At 74.1% G+C, this 17,171-nt stretch carries 17 protein-coding genes and 1 pseudogene; 9 read left to right on the top strand and 9 right to left on the bottom strand.

The window, feature by feature from the left end; genetic code table 11:
- Positions 1–6 precede the first annotated feature (6 nt).
- Together ACZ7C5_RS34200 and ACZ7C5_RS34205 are read right to left on the bottom strand one after the other, a co-directional pair.
- Positions 7–690 (bottom strand): DUF6629 family protein, encoded by a 684-nt coding sequence (locus tag ACZ7C5_RS34200; RefSeq protein WP_470324188.1) that lies wholly within the window; start codon positions 688–690, stop codon positions 7–9.
- A 213-nt stretch (positions 691–903) separates the two neighbouring features.
- Positions 904–1,743, bottom strand: a pseudogene (locus ACZ7C5_RS34205) (DMT family transporter); the annotation flags it as partial.
- A 268-nt stretch (positions 1,744–2,011) separates the two neighbouring features.
- On the opposite strand from ACZ7C5_RS34205, the gene ACZ7C5_RS34210 reads away from it, so the two are divergent.
- On the top strand, positions 2,012–2,275 hold the full coding sequence (locus tag ACZ7C5_RS34210) for a dsRBD fold-containing protein (protein WP_188301093.1): 264 nt from the start codon (positions 2,012–2,014) through the stop codon (positions 2,273–2,275).
- A 571-nt stretch (positions 2,276–2,846) separates the two neighbouring features.
- Here ACZ7C5_RS34210 and ACZ7C5_RS34215 read toward each other — a convergent pair.
- Positions 2,847–3,728 (bottom strand): alpha/beta fold hydrolase, encoded by an 882-nt coding sequence (locus ACZ7C5_RS34215; protein WP_470324189.1) that lies wholly within the window; start codon positions 3,726–3,728, stop codon positions 2,847–2,849.
- Between the two features lie 133 nt (positions 3,729–3,861).
- Between ACZ7C5_RS34215 and ACZ7C5_RS34220 the strand changes: the two genes are divergently transcribed.
- Positions 3,862–4,317: a MarR family winged helix-turn-helix transcriptional regulator gene (locus ACZ7C5_RS34220; protein WP_470324190.1), complete on the top strand. Its 456-nt coding sequence runs from the start codon at positions 3,862–3,864 to the stop codon at positions 4,315–4,317.
- 72 nt (positions 4,318–4,389) lie between these two features.
- Here the strand turns inward: ACZ7C5_RS34220 and ACZ7C5_RS34225 are convergent, their stop codons facing one another.
- Positions 4,390–5,316, bottom strand: coding sequence for an AEC family transporter (locus ACZ7C5_RS34225; protein WP_401085753.1), 927 nt, complete (start codon positions 5,314–5,316; stop codon positions 4,390–4,392).
- A gap of 206 nt (positions 5,317–5,522) precedes the next feature.
- Here ACZ7C5_RS34225 and ACZ7C5_RS34230 point away from each other — a divergent pair, with 206 nt between their 5' ends.
- Complete coding sequence (locus ACZ7C5_RS34230; RefSeq protein ID WP_470324191.1) at positions 5,523–5,981, top strand: HD domain-containing protein; 459 nt, start codon at positions 5,523–5,525, stop codon at positions 5,979–5,981.
- A 200-nt stretch (positions 5,982–6,181) separates the two neighbouring features.
- Here ACZ7C5_RS34230 and ACZ7C5_RS34235 read toward each other — a convergent pair whose 3' ends face one another.
- Both ACZ7C5_RS34235 and ACZ7C5_RS34240 read right to left on the bottom strand, forming a co-directional pair.
- Entirely contained in the window at positions 6,182–6,556 is a 375-nt protein-coding gene (locus ACZ7C5_RS34235; RefSeq protein ID WP_223245427.1) for an aggregation-promoting factor C-terminal-like domain-containing protein, read from the bottom strand.
- A gap of 552 nt (positions 6,557–7,108) precedes the next feature.
- A complete protein-coding gene (locus tag ACZ7C5_RS34240; protein ID WP_401085747.1) occupies positions 7,109–8,614 on the bottom strand; it encodes a carboxyl transferase domain-containing protein in 1,506 nt (501 codons plus the stop codon).
- A gap of 295 nt (positions 8,615–8,909) precedes the next feature.
- Between ACZ7C5_RS34240 and ACZ7C5_RS34245 the strand changes: the two genes are divergently transcribed.
- Together ACZ7C5_RS34245 and ACZ7C5_RS34250 are read left to right on the top strand one after the other, a co-directional pair.
- Positions 8,910–9,611: a TetR/AcrR family transcriptional regulator gene (locus tag ACZ7C5_RS34245; RefSeq protein WP_401085744.1), complete on the top strand. Its 702-nt coding sequence runs from the start codon at positions 8,910–8,912 to the stop codon at positions 9,609–9,611.
- 140 nt (positions 9,612–9,751) lie between these two features.
- A complete protein-coding gene (locus ACZ7C5_RS34250; RefSeq protein ID WP_401085741.1) occupies positions 9,752–10,279 on the top strand; it encodes a universal stress protein in 528 nt (175 codons plus the stop codon).
- 278 nt (positions 10,280–10,557) lie between these two features.
- On the opposite strand, the gene ACZ7C5_RS34255 is transcribed toward ACZ7C5_RS34250, so the two are convergent.
- Entirely contained in the window at positions 10,558–11,364 is an 807-nt protein-coding gene (locus ACZ7C5_RS34255; protein ID WP_188301086.1) for an IclR family transcriptional regulator, read from the bottom strand.
- A gap of 326 nt (positions 11,365–11,690) precedes the next feature.
- Between ACZ7C5_RS34255 and ACZ7C5_RS34260 the strand changes: the two genes are divergently transcribed.
- From ACZ7C5_RS34260 to ACZ7C5_RS34270, 3 genes are all read left to right on the top strand, one after another.
- The gene (locus tag ACZ7C5_RS34260; RefSeq protein WP_188301085.1) at positions 11,691–13,001 is read left to right on the top strand and encodes an extracellular solute-binding protein; all 1,311 of its coding nucleotides are present in this window, start codon (positions 11,691–11,693) and stop codon (positions 12,999–13,001) included.
- Between the two features lie 197 nt (positions 13,002–13,198).
- Positions 13,199–14,176, top strand: coding sequence for a carbohydrate ABC transporter permease (locus ACZ7C5_RS34265; protein ID WP_188301084.1), 978 nt, complete (start codon positions 13,199–13,201; stop codon positions 14,174–14,176).
- Positions 14,173–15,060, top strand: a complete 888-nt coding sequence (locus tag ACZ7C5_RS34270) for a carbohydrate ABC transporter permease (protein WP_401085736.1) — start codon at positions 14,173–14,175, stop codon at positions 15,058–15,060. Before ACZ7C5_RS34265 ends, ACZ7C5_RS34270 begins: the two co-directional genes overlap by 4 nt.
- A gap of 121 nt (positions 15,061–15,181) precedes the next feature.
- Here ACZ7C5_RS34270 and ACZ7C5_RS34275 read toward each other — a convergent pair whose 3' ends face one another.
- Together ACZ7C5_RS34275 and ACZ7C5_RS34280 are read right to left on the bottom strand one after the other, a co-directional pair.
- Positions 15,182–15,976: a VOC family protein gene (locus ACZ7C5_RS34275; RefSeq protein ID WP_401085733.1), complete on the bottom strand. Its 795-nt coding sequence runs from the start codon at positions 15,974–15,976 to the stop codon at positions 15,182–15,184.
- Positions 15,977–16,084: 108 nt separating this feature from the next.
- Positions 16,085–16,726, bottom strand: a complete 642-nt coding sequence (locus ACZ7C5_RS34280; protein ID WP_470324192.1) for an alpha-ketoglutarate-dependent dioxygenase AlkB — start codon at positions 16,724–16,726, stop codon at positions 16,085–16,087.
- Between the two features lie 132 nt (positions 16,727–16,858).
- Between ACZ7C5_RS34280 and ACZ7C5_RS34285 the strand changes: the two genes are divergently transcribed.
- Complete coding sequence (locus tag ACZ7C5_RS34285) at positions 16,859–17,170, top strand: universal stress protein (protein WP_470324193.1); 312 nt, start codon at positions 16,859–16,861, stop codon at positions 17,168–17,170.
- The last annotated feature ends 1 nt before the right edge of the window (position 17,171 follow it).

Consider the following 17,171-nt stretch of genomic DNA (forward strand, 5'->3'; position numbering starts at 1 on the left):
GTCCGGCTAGCGAGCCCGGTCGGTTGCGCGGTCGGTGCTCGGAGCGGCCTGGCCGGTCGGCCGGTGGCCGGCCCAGTGGAGCAGCAGCAGGCTGACGAGGGCTGCCAGGGCGCACCAGGTGGAGACGAAGGCGAGACGCCAGAGCAGGGCGCAGCCGACGGCGCCCGCGCCGGTGAGGACACCGAGACGGCGGAGCAGCCGGTCGCCGCTCAGCAGGAGGGAACCGACGGTGGCGAGGAGATAGCCGGTCAGGAGGAGGGCGGGGTGAGGGATGCCGATGGCGTAGCCGAGGGTGTGGCCGCGCGCGGTGGCCGTCACCGGGCGGGAGGCGACGGCCGCGGCCAGCGGAACGGCGACCACCGCGCCGAGCAGGGTGAGGCCGGCGGGCGCCCGTCGCCGCGGCCCGCGGGTCGCGCACCACACGGCGGCGGGGACGAGGACGGGCAGCAGCGGGAGGGCGATCACCGCCCAGGCGGTGCGGGCCGCTCCGGCGAGCCCGTCCGACAGTCCGCCGTCCGTGCCGAGCCAGACCAGCGCCTCGATCAGCTGGTGTACGCCCAGCACCAGGGGGAGCGCGGCGATCGGCAGGCGCTCGGGCCGTCCGGACCAGTGGGCGCGGACCAGGCAGGCCACCCCGACGCCCGCGACCAGCCCTCCGGCCACGGCGTCCGCCTGCGCGCTCCAGCACATGGGGGCCTAACCGGTGCTCCCGGGGCGGTCGTCCTCCTCGGACCCGCCCGTCGGCCTGTCGGCCGATTTGTCCGGCTCCTCCCGCCCATCCGGCTTGTCCGGCTCCTTCCGCCCGACAGGCTCGTCCATGGACCGTTTCTCCGGTGTGTCCGCCGGTTCCGGCCCGTCCTCCGGCGACGCCCCGATGGTCTCCAGGGTGTCCCGGACGGTTCCGGGAAGCGCCGGATGGCGGCCGATCACGATCACCCCGGTCACGATCGCCAGCAGCCCGACCGACTGCCAGGCCAGCGCGCCCGGGGTCACCCGCAGCCGGTCGCCGAGGAAGCCCACCGCGCAGGCGATCCCGGCCAGCGGCTGGGCGGCGGTCAGCGCCGGCAGGGACATCCGCAGCGGCGCGGCCTCGAAGGCGCTCTGCACCAGCAGCAGCCCGACCACGCCCGCCGCCACCACCGCGTACGGCTGCCAGCTGCGCAGCACCACGGCCAGGCCCTCGTGGTCGAGCCGCTGGGTGGTGGTCCTGGTGAGCGCGTCCTGGAGCCCGTAGAGCAGCCCGGCGGCGAGCGCCAGCAGGGTCGCCTCCTCGAACAGCGGCAGCCGCCGGGCCAGCGAGACCAGCAGCAGGACCAGCCCGACCACGGTGCCGACCACCAGCCAGTGCCGCAGCTCCCCGGCCGGTGGCCCGCCGCCCGTCGGACGCCCGGCCACGATGAAGACCGTCACCCCGAGGGCCAGCAGCAGGACCCCGGCCCAGCCGGACCGGCCCAGGGTCTGACGGGTCAGCACCCGGGCCAGCGCCATGGCGAAGATCAGATTGGTGGCCAGCAGCGGTTCGACCAGCGACACCTCGCCCTGGTTGAGCGCGAGCGCGGAGAGGATCAACCCGCAGACCATGAACCCGGTGCCGAGCAGCCACTGCGGCATCCGCATCAGGTCCAGCAGCAGCCGCCAGCGCAGCAGATCGGAGCGCGGGGCTTGCTGCGCCGCGTGCTGCTGGAGGACGAAGCCGAGCCCCAGGAAGCACGCCGCGCTGAGAGCGAGGAGGAAGACCGCCACGGAGGGACCACCAGGTTGTCGCTGTCCGCGCCGTGCCGACGGGTCCGAGGGTGGGTCGGCCGTCGCGGCCGCTCCCGTCAGCCTACCGCCGGGGCGATGGCCGGGCCGGTCGCACCACGCGCGCGTGGTGCGGCGACCGCGGGGCCTTCCGACAGCGCTTGCCGCCGACGGCGGGGCAGGCGCACGCTGGTGTGAGCGGCCGCCGCGGGTCACCGTCCGTGCCGGTCCGGACAGGCGGGCGACGGGGGCCGGCGCCAGGAGGTGTGGCATGCACAACCAGTGGGACGTGGAGCTGAGCTTCGAGGAAGACGGTGTGCACACGGCGTGCGAGGCCAGGCTGACCGGTGCGCGGGCGCCGGGCCTGAGCGCGCGCGGCGAGTCCGAGAAGAGCGCGGACGACCGTCCGCTCGCCAGGATCGGCGAGGAGGTCGCCGCCTCCCGGGCCCTGGAGGAGCTGTCCCGCAAGTTGCGGGTCCAGGCCACCGGGGAGATCGACGACGAAGGGCACCGCCCGGGCTACCTGATCTACTGAGTCCACCGACCGCCGACCGGGCGCGAGCACGTGTGCCGACCCGGTGGCGCGCTGCCTTGTCAGGGCAGGGAGTTCTGTCGTGCCAGGATTTCGCGGTGATGGAACCCGGTCGCGGGTCGATGTTGGGTGACTCCATCGCCGGAGCGTCGTCGCAGCCCCCGGCACCCGTCCAACGGCCTTGCCCGGAACGGTCGGTAGCCGATGCCGAACGCGAATCTGCGGTGGCGCGGCGTCAGGGAGCTTACGGCGAAGGGTGTATCCGGCAGGGGAGATGGGCGAGCGGCTCCAGCCGGTGCCCCCTGCGCGTACCGGCAGCGAGCCGGACCATGCCCTGGCGCTCGGCCGGCTGCGGATCCGGCGAGCGTGGCGCCCGCCCGCCCGGTGGGCGGGGACGTTTCAGCCGAGCCGCTGCCCGGGGCCTGGCGGTCAGGCTCGGCAGCCAGGGCGTTCTGCGAGTCGGACCGTTTTGACCGCCCCCGGGTCGTGCGGCGGCCCGTGTGCTGGAAGTCGGGCCGGCCGACTTCCGGTGGGGATGAAGTGGGGGTGGTTGTCGGGGTGGGTCAGGGACTGGTCAGGGACGGCGGGTGGGGGCCAGGAATTCGGTGAGGCGGGTGTTGACCGTGGGGGCGGCGGCCATGGGGAGGTTGTGGTGGGAGACGCCGGGGAGGACGGCGACGTCCGCCGCCGGGAGGATGCGGCGGGCGGTGGCGGCGACGCGGGCGGCTGAGTGGGGGCGGCTGTGGGCGGCGAGGAGGGTGAGGACGGGCGCGGTGAGGGTGCGGAGGCGTTCGGGGGAGGGGCGGGGGCCGGTGACGACGCGGGAGGCGGGGAAGCCGGCGTGGCCGAGGGCGTACAGCTCGCGCCAGTCGGGGTCGAGGCTGGGCGTGTCGCCGGTTTCCCAGTCGAGGTAGGCGCGGGCGCGGGCCGGGGTGCGCCGGGGGAGGAAGAGGGGGAGGGCGCGCAGCAGGTAGCCGGGACGGAAGCCGGCGAAGCACTGGGTGGGGTCGAGCAGGGCGAGCCGGCCGACCCGGGCGGGGGCGTGCAGGGCGTACTCCAGGGCGATCCAGCCGCCGTACGAGTGGCCGCAGAGGTCGGCCCGCGGGACGTCGAGCCGGTCGAGGACGGCGTCCAGCCAGCCGAGCAGGCCGGGCACGCCGTCGAGCGCGGCGCCGTCGTGGACGCTGCGGCCGGGGTCGCCGATGAGGTCGACGGCGAGGACGCGGTGTCCGGCCTCGGCCCAGGCGCCGGCGTTGGCGAACCACATGGTGGAGGTGGCGCCGCCGCCGTGCAGCAGGACGAGCGGGCGGCCGTCGGCGCGCCCACAGGCGTTGATCCGGGTGGTGCCGTGCGCGGTGCGGACGGTGAGCGCCTCGACCGGGACCGGCCAGCGGGCCAGCAGGGCGTCGTAGGCGGCGAGGAAGGGGGCGGGGGAGACGGTGGTGCGGGCGGACATCGGAGCCTCCGCGGATGTGGTGTGATGGCGTGCCGAATCAGCTGGACCACTCGCTGAACGAGTATCGCGCGGAACAAGTATCTCGCTGAGCGAGAGAATAGTGGCACATGCCTACCGGAGGAAGGACGACAGGGTGTCCGAGGTTGCGGAGCCGATGCGGCTGGTCCACCTGCTGCGTGGTCTGACGGTCGAACTCGACCTTTTCGGAGCCGGGTTCGCGGCCCGCAACGGTCTGCATCCGACCGACCTGCGGGCGCTGATCCACCTCCTGGACGCGGCCAGGGCCGGGGAGGTGGTCACCCCGGGCCGGCTCGGTGAGGCGTTGGGCCTGAACTCGGCGGGCACCACCGGTCTGGTGGACCGGCTGGAGCGGCTCGGGCTGATCCGCCGCGAGCGCGACCCGCAGGACCGGCGGCGGGTGCGGCTGCTGGTGGAGGAGCGGGCGGTGGAGCTGGGACAGGGGTTCTTCGGCGGGCTGATCGGTGATCTGCTCGCGGCGATGCGGCAGTTCGGACCCGGCGAGCTGGAGACGGCCCGGCGCTTCCTGGAGGCCATGTCCGAGGTGGTGGCGACCGCCAGGAAGGAGTGACCGCCTCGGAACGCCGGGCGGACACAGGGCTGACAGGGGAGGCGGACACGGGGCGGACGCGGTGGCGGTGGGCTACGCGGGCCCGAGGGTCCAGCTGATCACCGAGAGCGTCGCCATCGACACCAGCGTCGACCAGAGCACCGCGTCCCTGGCCAGGGCGGCGCCCTGCCGGTACTCGCGGGCGTAGGTGTAGACGTTCTGTGCGGTGGGCAGCGCGGAGAACAGCACCACGGTGAGCAGTTGGTGGGTGGGCAGGTGCAGCAGCGGTCCGGCCACGGCGAGTGCGACGAGCGGCTGGATCAGGGTCTTGAGCACGACGGTCAGCCCGACCTCGGTACGGTGCGGACGGCCGTCCGCCGGCGGGCGGTTGTGCAGCGAGATGCCGAGGGTTATCAGGGCGGTGGGGACCGCCGCGCCGCCGAGCAGCTCGAAGGAACGGTTCAGCTCGGCGGGCAGGTGCACGCCGGTCGCCGAGGCGGCGGCGCCGAGCGCGGTGGCCAGCAGGATCGGGTTGCGCACGGGCAGGGTGAGCAGTGCCCGGCGGCCGGCCGCGCCACCGTCCAGGACGGCCAGGACGGCCGGGGTGACCAGCAGGATCTGGAACAGCACCACGGGTGCCACGAAGGAGGCGTCGCCGAGGACCTGCATGGTCACCGGGATGCCGAGGTTCGCCGAGTTGACGTACCCGGAGGCCATCGCGCCGATGGCCAGTTCGCCCGGCTTGCGGTGGAAGAACAGCCGCCCGGCGAGCAGCCCGAGGCCGATCGTGACGAGGGTGCCGGCCGCGAAGGCGAGCATCGAGGCGTTGGCGAACCGGTCCAGCGGGGTGCGGGCGATCATCAGGAACAGCGCGGCCGGCATCGCCACGTGGAAGACGAACCGGTTGAGCACCGTCTCGGCGTGGGGCCCGATCAGCCCGGTGCGGCCGACGACGTAGCCGACGCCGGTGAGTACCCAGATCGGCGCGAAGGCGGACAGCAGGGGGTGCAGGGCCGGCATGGTTCCTCGGATCGCTCGGGCGGATCAGCCTGGTGCGACGGGGGTCTCCCGTCGGGGGCGTCAACTCCCGGGCGCGGTAACCCCCGAAGCCGTGAACCCCCGGGGCAGTAAACCAGTGGCCGGAGACGGGATGATCAACGGGTCTGTCGCGAGCACGCCAGCCGGTACGGCCGCGGCGCTCCGCCGCCCGGGCATACGATGAGCCGATGGAGGACCAGTACCTGAGCCTGTCCGAGGTGGAGGCGATCGCCCGCCGGGCCCATCAGGGGCAGGTGGACAAGAACGGCCACCCGTACGGCGAGCACATCGCGGCGGTCGCCCACGGGACGGCGGCGCGCGGCGGCAGTGCGGCGCAGGTCGCGGCGGGGTGGCTGCACGACACCGTCGAGGACGACCGGCTGAGCCGGGAGTGGCTGGCCCGGGCCGCACTGCCGGAGGAGACCAAGGCGATCGTGGACGCGCTCACCCGGCGCCCGGACGAGCCGGTCGAGGAGTACACCGGGCGCATCCTGGGCACGCCGGGCGCGCTGCTGGTCAAGCGCGCGGACCTGGCGCACAACTCCGATCCGGTCCGCCTCGCCTCGCTGGACCCGGCGACCGCCGAGCGGCTGGTCGCCAAGTACGCGCGGATGCGCGAGCTGCTCGGGCTCACCGGCGGGCCGTAGCCGACAAGCTGTAACCGACGAGCTGTAACCGGCGAGCCGGGCCCGCGGAAGAACGACCACCGGAGAACCCCGAGAGGGCCCGGACCACGCGGGTCGCGCGGGTCCGGGCCCTCGGGCACCCCGGTGGTCCCTGTCCGACCCCCGGGGTGAGGGGGAGTGGTCAGGTGACGGGCTGAGGCTGGTGAGCCGACGGGGTCGGCTTAGTACCAGTGGTTGGACTGCCAGAAGGACCAGGCGGCGTTCGGGCTGCCGTAGCGGCTGTTCATGTAGTCCAGCGCCCACTTGATCTGGGTGGTCGGGTTGGTCTTCCAGTCCGCACCGGCCGAGGCCATCTTGGAGCCCGGCAGCGCCTGGGCCAGGCCGTACGCGCCCGAGCTCGGGTTGGTCGCGGTGACGTTCCAGCTCGACTCGTGGGCGATGATCTGGCTGAAGGCGGCCAGCTGGTTGGCCGGGACGATCTGGGCGGCGATGGCCTGCGGGGAGGCGGTGGCGGCGTTCGCGGTGGCGGGCAGGACACCCGCGCCCAGGGCGGTCAGACCGGCGGCACCGGCGAGAATCGCGGCGGAAGTACGCATGCGGAGCTTGAAAGCGGGCATGAAGAACAGGACCTCAATCAGGTTGGGCCGGGTCACTCCCCGCCCTGGACCACGGCCGGACAGGGGCCGGAAAGGTCGCGGGGCGTGACTCGGCGGTAAGCCGTTCACCGGCGGGACAGGTGCCGGTGCGGCTGACGACGAGAGCCATTGTTGGCAGACCGGATCGGCCGTCGCCAAGACCCCTTCGTTACGACCCGCGGTCGTACGGAAGGGCCTGCCGTGGATTCGAAGGGGCCGCCGTGCGGAGCCTGCCGACCGGCGTTGAGCTGCGCGAACGCGGGGGCCGCAGGGGCGGGTCCGGCGCCCCGCCGGTGTCTACTACCGTCCGTCGTGGTCGTTGATCACGTGTGAGCGCACTCACCGTCCTGGCCTCCGCCGACGTCACGCGCCGGTCCGGGCGCGGCACGTTGGGTACAGGCGATCAACCCCGTGCTGAGACCGGCGCCACACCGTCGCGGCGGCTGGGCGGCTGGGCGGCCGGTTGGTCGGGTGGCCGGTCGTGGTCGCGCGGGGGTCGGGCAGCGCCGGGGGTCAGCGGAGGTCGCCCAGCCGCCGGTGCCGGGCGGCCCTGGCCGCGAGCAGGTCCGCTCCGGCGGCCGACGCCAGGCCGCCGAGCGCCGTGCCGACGGCCTGCCCGAGCCGGGCGCAGAACGCCGCCGGCTCCTCGGCGGCGTCCGGCAGCTCCGGGACCACCTCGTCGACCAGGCCGACCTCGGCCAGGTGCCGCGCCCCGATCCCCTGGGAACGGGCCAGCTCGGCGGCGTGCGCACCGTCCCGGTGGACGATCGCCGAGGCGCCCTCCGGCGGCAGCGGCGCCAGCCAGGCGTGCTCGGCGGCGATCACCCGGTCGGCCGGGAGCAGGGCGAGCGCCCCGCCGCCCGAGCCCTGGCCGAGCAGCACCGCCAGGACGGGCGTGCGCAGCGCGAGCAGGGTGGTCAGGCAGTGCGCGATCTCCACCGCGATGCCCTCCAGCTCGGCCTGGGCGGACAGCTCGGCGCCGGCCGTGTCCACCACGGTGACCAGCGGCAGTCCGAGCTGCTCGGCCAGGCGCGCGGTGCGCCGTACGGCCCGCAGGTCGGCGGCGGTGAAGGGGCGCTCGTGCTCGGGGGTCCGCCGCTGCTGGCCGACCACCAGGACGGGGTGCCCGCCGAGCACGGCCAGTGCCCGGACCAGCGCCCCGCCGCGCCCGCCGGGGGCGTCCAGCAGCACCAGCTCCTCGGCGGTGTGCCGCAGCAGCTCGCGGGTGCCGGGGCGGTCGGGTCGCCGGGTGCGGAGGACGGAGTCCCAGGCGTCGGGGCGCCCTGGGGCGGCCTTGGTGTCCGTGCGGGGGGCCGTAGGAGGGGAGGGCGGGGTGGTGCCGAGGACGGCGAGCGTGCGGCGGAGCAGCTCGCGCAGCTCCTGCGGCGGCACCACGGCGTCCACCAGTCCCCGGGCGGCGAGCGTCTCGGCCCGCTGGACGTCCGGCGGCAGCTCCACACCGCGCAGTTCCTCGTACACGCGCGGGCCGAGGAAGCCGAGCCGGGCGCCGGGCTCGGCGAACACCAGCTGCCCGAGCGTGCCCCAGGAGGCGAAGACCCCGCCCATGGTGGGGTTGCGCAGGTAGCTGAGGTAGGGGAGGCCGGCCGCGCGGTGCGCCTGGACGGCGGCGGTGATCCGCAGCATGCAGAGGAAGGCCGCCGAGCCCTCCTGCATCCGCGTGCCGCCGGAGACCGGCAGGGCGAGCAGCGGCAGCCGCTCGGCGGTGGCGCGCTCGACGGCGCGGGTGATCCGCTCCGCGGTGGCGACGCCGATCGAGCCGCCGAGGAAGCCGAACTCGGAGGCGACCAGGGCGACCGGCCGGCCGTCGATCAGGCCGAGGCCGGTGAGGACGGCCTCGTCCAGGCCGGTCCGTTCGCGGGCCCGGTCGAGCGAGGCGCGGTAGCCGGGGTCGGCGGGCGGGCCGGCCGGCGGCTCGTCCCAGCCGTGGAAGCCGTCCGGATCGACCAGCAGCCCGATCAGCTGGTGGGCCGTCAGTGCCGTGCCCGCGCCCGTACCCATGCCCACCCCGTCGGAGATCGTTCCGGCCTGCCGTGATCCGTCACTCTATGCGGCGCGATCCGGGTGCGGCGAGCGCCGGGGCGGGCGCTGGGGCGGGCACGGGGGCGGGCGGCCGGGACGGGCCGACGGGACCGCTCCGGCAGGAGCGCGGCGGTGACCCGGCACGTTTCCCCGCCGAGGTCGCGGCCGTCCACGATCCGGCCATCTCGCCTGTGCGGCAGGACAGTTGGGAGCCATCGAAGGCCGGGGCGGCGGCGTCGAGTGGATCCGTCCGGCACTTGCTAGGGTCGGAGGCATGGCACCACCGAGCAGCGCCAACCCCCCGGGGCGGCTCCGGCGAGACGCGCAGCGCAACCGCGACCTGCTGCTCGCCGCCGCCCGCGACATGTTCTCCCGGCACGGCCTGGACGTGCCGCTGGACCAGATCGCCAAGGAGGCCGGCGTCGGCAACGCCACCCTCTACCGGCACTTCCCGACCCGCGAGGCGCTGATCGGCGAGGTGTTCGCGGACGCCGGGGCCGGTCTGGCCGCCGCGGGCGAGGAAGCACTCGCCGCCGAGGACGCCTGGAACGGCCTCGAACGGTACTTCGGGCGGATCTTCGAGCTGGTCGCCGCCGACCGGGGCATCAACGACCTGGTCACCCAGGCCATCCCGGTCATCCCCGGCATGACCGAGATCAGCCGGCAGCACGCCACCACGGTCGGCACCCTGATCGCCCGCGCCCAGGAGCAGGGCAGCATGCGCCGCGACGTGGTCACCATGGACCTGCTGTTCCTGCTCGGCCCGCTCTGCCGTGCGCTGCCCGCCGCCACCGAGCTGCGCCCCGACCTCTGGCGCCGCTACCTCGCCCTGCTGCTCGACGGCTTCCGCACCCGGGCCGCCCACCCGCTGCCGGTCCCGCCGGTCGGGGAGGAGCACCTGGACCGGATGTTCGCGGACCTCTGGGAAGCGGACGTACCGGAGCAGCCTGGGACGGTCGGGCCGCCGGAGGCCTGAGCATGCTCCGCCCGCGCCGCATCAGGGACGCGTACGGAACGCCCGGCCCCGCGTCAGAGCCGCGTCAAGGAGGCGAAGCCGCACCGGTACCCGCCGCTTTGCTGGGAGGCGGACCGGGCGAAGCGACGAGGGACGGGGCCATGACGGACAGTGGTGGTGCGGACGAGGGCCGGATCGTGGTCGGCGTCAGCGGCTCGCTCGGCAGCCTCGCGGCGCTGCACCACGGGGTGGCCGAGGCCCGCCGGACGGACGCCGAGGTGCTCGCGGTGCTCTGCTGGACGCCGCCGGGCGACGAACTCGGGTACCGCCGCACCCCCTGCCCGCCGGTGATCGACGCCGGTCGCGACGCCGCCGTGGCCCGGCTGCGGAAGGCCCTCGACGAGGCCTTCGCCGGTCGCTACGCGGGCGTCCGGCTGCGCTGCCAGGCGGTACGCGGCGACACCGGCCACACGCTGGTGCGGTGCGCCGACCGGCCCGGAGACCTGCTCGTCCTCGGCTCGGGCCGGGAACGCGGCCGCCTCGCCCGGCTGGTGCACCCCTCGGTCACCGCGTACTGCGTCCGCCACGCGTCCTGCCCGGTCCTGGCCGTTCCGCACCCGCCGTTGCAGCGCGACCTGGAGGCGCTGGAGCGCGGCCAGGGACCGGGGGTGCCGGTCGCGGGGAACTGAGGCCGGGGAGACAGGGGAGACAGGGGAGGCCCGGTGACCACGGGGAATGCGGGGTTTCCCTCCGATTCGGTGAACGATCACCTGGCTGATACTGTTCGTCTCGTCGCGAGGGAGTGATTCCTCGTCAGGCGTCAGCGGTGCTACCAGAGCACGTCCTACTTTCAGTAGGAAGAGTCCGTGCGATCCGGGCCTGGCGCTCCATGGTCGGACGGGGTCCGGCGCCATCGAAACGGCGCCGGGCCCCGTTCGCGTGTCCGGACGCGGGACAGCGCCGGCGCTCAGGACGGCTGGCGGTCGGAGCCCAGTTCGCGGGAGATCCGCAGGCCGACCTGAGCGACCACCGGGCCGAGGGCGCGGACCCTGGCGGCGGTCATCCGCGAGGTGAGACCGGAGACGGACAGGGCGGCCGTCACCTCGCCGGTGTGGTCGAAGATCGGGGCGGCGACGCAGCGCACCTCGGGTTCGTTCTCGCGGTCGTCGATCGAGTAGCCGCGGGCGCGGATGCGGGCCAGGTCGGCGCGCAGCCGGGGTTCGTCGGAGATGGTCCAGGCGGTCACCGGGCGCAGGCCGGCCGTGACCACCTCGCCGACGGCCTCCTCGGGCAGCCAGGCGAGGATCGCCTTTCCGGTGGCGGTGCAGTAGGCGGGAGCCCGGCTGCCGACCCGCGAGGCCATCCGGACGTTGGTCTCGTCCTCGACCTTGTCCAGGTAGACGATCCCGGGGGCCTGCCAGACGGTCAGGTGGACGGTCTCGCCCGCCTCGCGCTGGAGCCGGCGCAGGTGTTCGGCGGCGACGCTGCGCAGGTCGAGGGTGGTCAGGTAGGCCTGGCCGAGCCGCAGCGAGCCGTGGCCCAGCCGGAACCAGCCGGTCTCGCGGTCCCGGTCGAGCAGGTGCTCGTCCAGCAGGGGGCCGGCCAGCCGCAGCACGGTGCTCTTGTTGAGGCCGAGTCCGTCGGCGAGCTGGGCGAGCGGGACGCCGCGCCCGTCGCTGTGGTCGCGGACGTAGCCGAGGACGGCGAGCGCGCGGCGCAGCGAGGAGGACTGGTTGCGTTCGGTCGCGGGTTTCTTGGGCGCCGTCTCCGTCATGGGTCCGTTCCCTGATCTTGTTCTGCCGGTGTTCCCCCGCGGGTTGGCGGCGGTTGTCAGAACGTACCCGTTCGCGACCTGATCGCCGTATCTTCGATACAACGTTGTGCAGTGCAAAACTTTGGTCAACCCCCTCTTGTTGGGGCGGATCGCCCCCGCCTAACGTCCCTGCCATCGAGCAGGCGACGTCGCCCCACCCGAGCGCTGCGCCCTGCCGTACCCCCACCACTTCACCCACCATCGGCCCCGGTCAGGGCCTGCTTCGACGCGCCCGCCCCCCGCGGTGCGAGTCTCGGCGGCAGCTGTCGGGAGGGGAGGTCTCCACCATGCGAAACTTCGGACGGACCGCCGCAGCCGTCGTGCTCGCCGCCGGCTGCCTGGCCGCCACCGCCTGTGCCCCCGGCACCGCCTCACCGGCGAGCGGCAAGGCCACCGACGAGCGGACCGGCACCATGCAGGTCTGGCTCTACAACGAGGCGGGCAACGCGGCCAAGGAGGCCGTGATCACCAAGGCCGTGACCGAGTTCCAGGCCTCCCACCAGGGCGTCACGGTCAACATCAGCTACATCGACACCGACGCCTCGGCCCGCGCGGCCAAGATGAAGGGCGCCTTCAACGACCCGAACAGCGCCCCCGACCTGGTCGAGTTCGGCAACACCGACCTGCCCGGCTACGTCGCCGCCGGCGGCCTCGCCGACATCACCGCCGAGCTGGACGGGTGGAAGGACAAGGGCGACCTCGACCCGGCGATCGCCAAGACCGCCGTCGTGGACGGCAAGACCTACGGCGTGCCCTGGTGGGTCGGCGTGCGCGCGCTGTACTACCGCACCGACCTGTTCACCGAGGCCGGCCTCACCCCGCCGACCTCGTACGCCGAGCTGGTCACCGCCACCCAGAAGATCCACGCCGCGCACCCGGACACCTTCGGCATCGCCGTCGGCGGCAAGTACACCTTCGGCGCGCTGCCCCTCATCTGGGACGCGGGCGGCGACATCGCCACCGCGGACGGCGGCAAGTACAAGGCGGCGATCGACTCGCCCGCCTCGCAGGCCGGGATCAAGCGCTACACCGACCTGTTCGGCCCGGACGGGTGCCCCGCCCAGCAGTGCGCTGACCTGACCGGCGGCAAGATCATCGACCTGTTCGCGGCCGGCAAGACGTCGATGGCGGTGATGCTCAACTCCGCCCGCAGCAAGGTGGACGCGGGTCCGGTCAAGGGCCAGTACGGCGTGGTGCCGTTCCCCGGCGAGAAGCCGGGGTCGATCGCCCCGTCCTTCGCCGGCGGCAACAACCTGGGCGTCATGAAGGCGGCCAAGCACCGCACGCTGGCCGTCGAGTTCGCCGAGCTGCTGGCGAGCCCCGCGTACCAGGAGCAGATGTACGACGCGATGGGCAACCTGCCGACGCTCAAGTCCGTCAGCGGCAAGGTCGCGGCCAAGGACGCCTTCCTGAAGCCGTTCACCGACACCATCGCGGCCGGTACCAAGTTCGTCCCGCTCGACCAGGCGTGGGCGCAGATCGACGCGCAGTCGGTGCTCCCGACCATGTTCCAGCAGGTCGTCACCGGCAAGGCGGACGTCGCCAAGGCCTCGGCCGACGCCGCCGCGCAGATCAACTCGGCCTTCGCCGCGCACTGACGGCCGTCCGCCGGCGGCGGCGTGCCACGAGCCACCGCGCCACAGGGCCCTCGGCGCCGAGACCTTCCGCGCCGGGGCCCTGCGCCCCGAGGCTCCGCGCAAGGGCCGCGCCGCCGCCGCCGGCACCGCACCCGCCGGCCACCGGCCGCGTACGGGCGGTCCCACTCCCGGCTCGTCTCAGAGAACAGGTCCCGCACGTGTCCGTATCCACCTCGACCGCCCCGGCGCCGCCTTCCCCGCACAGGCGCCGTGGGGGAAGGGCGCCGGCCGCACCCCCGGGCGGCCGGCGCCGCCGGCCCCCGCTGCTGCTGCTCCTGCCGGCCGCGGTCATCCTGATCCCGCTGGTCGCCTACCCGGTCTACCAGCTCGGCCTGCTGTCCGTCCTGGACTTCGGACAGGCCCAGGCCTCGGGCGGCGTCCCGACCTCCTTCGTCGGCTTCGGCAACTACACGAAGATCCTGGAGGACCGGCAGTTCTGGACGGTCCTGTTCCAGACCATCGGCTTCGCCGCGTTCTGCGTGGTGGCCACCCTGGCGGTCGGCGCCACCCTCGCGGTGCTGCTCACCAAGGTCGGCCGGTGGCCGCGGCTGGTGCTGACCACCGCCGCGATGGCGGCCTGGGCGGCGCCCGCGATGACCGGTTCCACGGTGTGGAGCTTCCTGTTCGACACCAACCTGGGTCTGGTCAACCACACCCTGGAGGGGCTCGGGCTCTCCGGCTTCCACGAGTTCAACTGGTTCTACGACAAGTGGACGGCGTTCCTGATCGTCGGCGCCGTGGTCGTGTGGCACTCCTTCCCGTTCGTGATGGTCACCCTCTACGCGGGCATCCGGGCCATCCCGGAGGAGATCATGGAGGCCGCCGCCCTGGACGGCGCCAACACCTGGACCACCTTCCGCCGGATCACCGCGCCGATGCTGCGCCCGATCCTGACCATCGTGGTGATCCAGTCGGTGATCTGGGACTTCAAGGTCTTCACCCAGATCTACGTGATGACCGAGGGCGGCGGCATCGCCGGCCAGAACCTCGTGCTCAACGTGTACGCGTACCAGAAGGCGTTCGCCTCCTCGCAGTACGGGCTGGGCGCGGCGATCGGTGTGATCATGCTGCTGATCCTGGTGATCCCGACGGTCCTGTACATCCGCACCCTGCGACGGACGGGGAACGAACTGTGAGCACGGCGAACCCCCCGGCCCCCGTGAGGGCGGCCCGGAACACCCGCGGCCGGTGGCGCCTGGCCGCCAACACCAGCGCGATCGTGCTGGCCGTGGTCACGGCCTTCCCGATCTTCTGGATGGTGCTCTCGGCCTTCAAGCCCAAGGGCGAGATCCAGTCGCTCGACCCGAAGCCGTGGACCGCCCACCCCACGCTGGAGAGCTTCCGCCAGGTGCTCAGCGTGGACGGCTTCGGCCGGTACTTCGTGAACAGCCTGGTGATCGCGCTGTCGGTGGTGGTGCTGTCGGCGATCGTGGTCTTCCTGGCGGCGGTGGCCGTGACCAGGTTCAGGTTCAGGTTCCGCACCACCATCATGGTGATGTTCCTGATCGCCCAGATGATCCCGGTCGAGGCGCTGACCATCCCGCTGTTCTTCATGTTCCGCGACGCCGGGCAGGTCGCCCCGGGGATCGGACTGAACACCCTGGCCTCGCTGATCCTGGTGCAGCTGGCGTTCTCGCTGCCGTTCGGGATCTGGATGATGCGCGGCTTCGTCGCGGCCGTCCCGGTCTCGATCGAGGAGGCGGCGCAGATCGACGGGGCCAGCCGGACCCGCATCCTGTGGCGGATCCTGCTGCCGCTGGTGGCGCCCGGCCTCGCGGCGACCAGCGTGTTCTCCTTCATCGCGGCGTGGAACGACTTCGTCTTCGCCAAGACCTTCATCATCAGCGCCACCGACAACCAGACGCTGCCCTCGGCGCTGCTGGTGTTCTTCAAGCCGGACGAGAACGACTGGGGCGGCATCATGGCGGCGTCCACGCTGATGACCGTGCCGGTGCTGATCTTCTTCATCGCGGTGCAGCGCAAGCTGGTCTCCGGGCTGGCCGGCGCGGTGAAGGACTGACCTCGGACGGTCAGGAGTACTCGGGAGTCCCGCGGCCGGCCGGGGACTCCCGCAGTCGTCCGGGGCCCGGCGGGCTACCGGCTCACCGGCCCACCGGCTCAGGGCCTTCGGCCGTCGCGGCTCAGGCCGCCGCCGCGGAACCGCGGGCCGGGACGGCGACCAGCACGAACTCCGCGCCGGCGTCGTCCCTGACCAGCGCGGTACGGCCGAACGGCGTCGGCACGGGCCCGCCGAGCACCCTGCCGCCGAGGGCGCGCAGCCGGGCCGCCGTCCGGTCGGTGTCCTCGGTCGCGAAGTGGGCCAGCCAGCGGGCGCCGTCGCCGGGGCCGCCCGGGCCGATGCTGCACGCGGGCAGGCCGGCGACCCTGGCGAGGGCGTGGCCGGCCCGGGGCCGGTCGTAGGTGTAGCCGAAGACCCTGCGGTAGAAGGCGCGGGCGGCCCCGGGGTCGGGGGAGAGGTGCTCGTTCCAGGCGAGCGCGCCCGGCTCGTCGACCAGTCCGGCGCCGTCGACGGTGCCCGCCTGCCAGAGCCCGAAGCGGGCGCCGAGCGGGTCGACGGCGAGCGCGGCGCGGCCCAGTTCCGGCACCTCGTACGGCTCGCGGAGGGACCGGCCGCCGGCGGCCCGGACGGTGGCGACGGTGCGCGGCGGGTCGGGGCAGGCGAGGAAGGTGGTCCAGACGGCGGACGGGCCGGACCGGGCGGACACGGCGGACGGGCCGGACGGTTCGACCGGCCGGGCCGGTTCGACGGCCGCGACCTGGACGCCGTACCGGGTGGCGACCGTCCCGGCGGGGCCGGTCGGGACGAACTCCCAGTCGAACAGCGCGCCGTAGAAGCGCTGCGCCCGGGCGGGGTCCGGCGTGGTGAGCACGACCCAGCACGGGACGCCGACGTGGTAGGTGCCCGGCTTCGGCATGCGTCCCTCCTGGCGGGCCGGGTGCCCGGCGGCCGCCGTCCGGTGCCCGGTTGCCACCGGCCCCGTCTGCCAGCCTCCGCGTCCGGCGGGTGCGCGGCAAGCGGGGGGTCAGGACACGCCGTGCGGCCGGAACTGGACGCTGATCCGCGGGCCCACCGGGCGGGCCGTCTTGGGGATCGCGTGCTCCCAGGTGCGCTGGCAGGAGCCGCCCATCACCACCAGGTCGCCGTGGCCGAGCGGATGGCGGACGACCGCCGTGCCGCCGGACCGGGGCCGCAGCGCCAGGGTGCGCGGCTCGCCGACGGAGAGGATCGCCACCATGGTGTCCTCGCGGGCGCCGCGCCCGATCCGGTCGCTGTGCCAGGCCACGCTGTCCCGGCCGTCCCGGTAGTAGCAGAGGCCGAGGGTGCGGAACGGCTCGCCCAGTTCCTGCGCGTAGTGCCGGCTCAGCGCCGCCCTGGCCCGGCCGAGCACCGGGTGCGGCGGCTCGGCCCGCGCCGGGTAGGAGGCCAGCAGGCGCGGGACGTCCACCGTGCGCTCGTACATCTCGCGGCGCTCGGCCCGCCAGGGCACGGTGCCGGCCAGCTGTTCGAACAGCTCGTCCGCCCCGTGCAGCCAGCCGGGGAGCAGGTCCAGCCAGGCGCCGTCGCCGAGCTGCTGCCGCCGCAGGCCGTCGAGCGGGCCGAGGCGGATGCCGCTGCGGTCGGCGTCGTCGAACAGCGAGGGCTGGAGGTGGACGGTGCCGTGCATGGGGTCAAGCGTACGCCTTTGTTCGAACATATGCTCGAATCGAAAGCATGGGCTGCGGGTATGGCGATGGACGGCTTCGGGGCTGCCGAGTTCCAGTCGGCCCCAGAGTATGGATATCTCGCCGAGGCGCGGATGGAGCGTGCGCTGGACGAGGCCTTCGGCGGCCTGCCGATCGGCGTGCCGGTGCGGCCGCTGGTCCTGCGCGGGGAGGCGGCCAAGGTGCTGCCCGGGCTCGCCGACCGCCCCGGCGACCTGCTGGTGGTCGGCACCGGCGAGCAGGGCGGCCTCCGGTCCGCGCTGCGCCGGCTGCTGCGCCGCTCGGTCACCCGGCACTGCCTGCACCGGGCCCGCTGCGGGGTGCTCGCCGTCCCGCCGTCCACGCTGCACCAGGACCTGCGGGCGCTGCACCGCGGCATCGACCTGCGGGAACTCGCAGCTGCCTGAC

The sequence above is a fragment of the Kitasatospora sp. NPDC036993 genome, assembly GCF_055607525.1.

Coding starts and splice junctions, on each gene's coding strand:
- ACZ7C5_RS34200 (WP_470324188.1), bottom strand. CDS start 690: ATGTGCTGGAGCGCGCAGGCGGACGCCGTGGCCGGAGGGCTGGTCGCG.
- ACZ7C5_RS34210 (WP_188301093.1), top strand. CDS start 2,012: ATGCACAACCAGTGGGACGTGGAGCTGAGCTTCGAGGAAGACGGTGTG.
- ACZ7C5_RS34215 (WP_470324189.1), bottom strand. CDS start 3,728: ATGTCCGCCCGCACCACCGTCTCCCCCGCCCCCTTCCTCGCCGCCTAC.
- ACZ7C5_RS34225 (WP_401085753.1), bottom strand. CDS start 5,316: ATGCCGGCCCTGCACCCCCTGCTGTCCGCCTTCGCGCCGATCTGGGTA.
- ACZ7C5_RS34230 (WP_470324191.1), top strand. CDS start 5,523: ATGGAGGACCAGTACCTGAGCCTGTCCGAGGTGGAGGCGATCGCCCGC.
- ACZ7C5_RS34235 (WP_223245427.1), bottom strand. CDS start 6,556: ATGCGTACTTCCGCCGCGATTCTCGCCGGTGCCGCCGGTCTGACCGCC.
- ACZ7C5_RS34240 (WP_401085747.1), bottom strand. CDS start 8,614: ATGGGTACGGGCGCGGGCACGGCACTGACGGCCCACCAGCTGATCGGG.
- ACZ7C5_RS34245 (WP_401085744.1), top strand. CDS start 8,910: ATGGCACCACCGAGCAGCGCCAACCCCCCGGGGCGGCTCCGGCGAGAC.
- ACZ7C5_RS34250 (WP_401085741.1), top strand. CDS start 9,752: ATGACGGACAGTGGTGGTGCGGACGAGGGCCGGATCGTGGTCGGCGTC.
- ACZ7C5_RS34255 (WP_188301086.1), bottom strand. CDS start 11,364: ATGACGGAGACGGCGCCCAAGAAACCCGCGACCGAACGCAACCAGTCC.
- ACZ7C5_RS34260 (WP_188301085.1), top strand. CDS start 11,691: ATGCGAAACTTCGGACGGACCGCCGCAGCCGTCGTGCTCGCCGCCGGC.
- ACZ7C5_RS34275 (WP_401085733.1), bottom strand. CDS start 15,976: ATGCCGAAGCCGGGCACCTACCACGTCGGCGTCCCGTGCTGGGTCGTG.
- ACZ7C5_RS34280 (WP_470324192.1), bottom strand. CDS start 16,726: ATGCACGGCACCGTCCACCTCCAGCCCTCGCTGTTCGACGACGCCGAC.
- ACZ7C5_RS34285 (WP_470324193.1), top strand. CDS start 16,859: ATGGAGCGTGCGCTGGACGAGGCCTTCGGCGGCCTGCCGATCGGCGTG.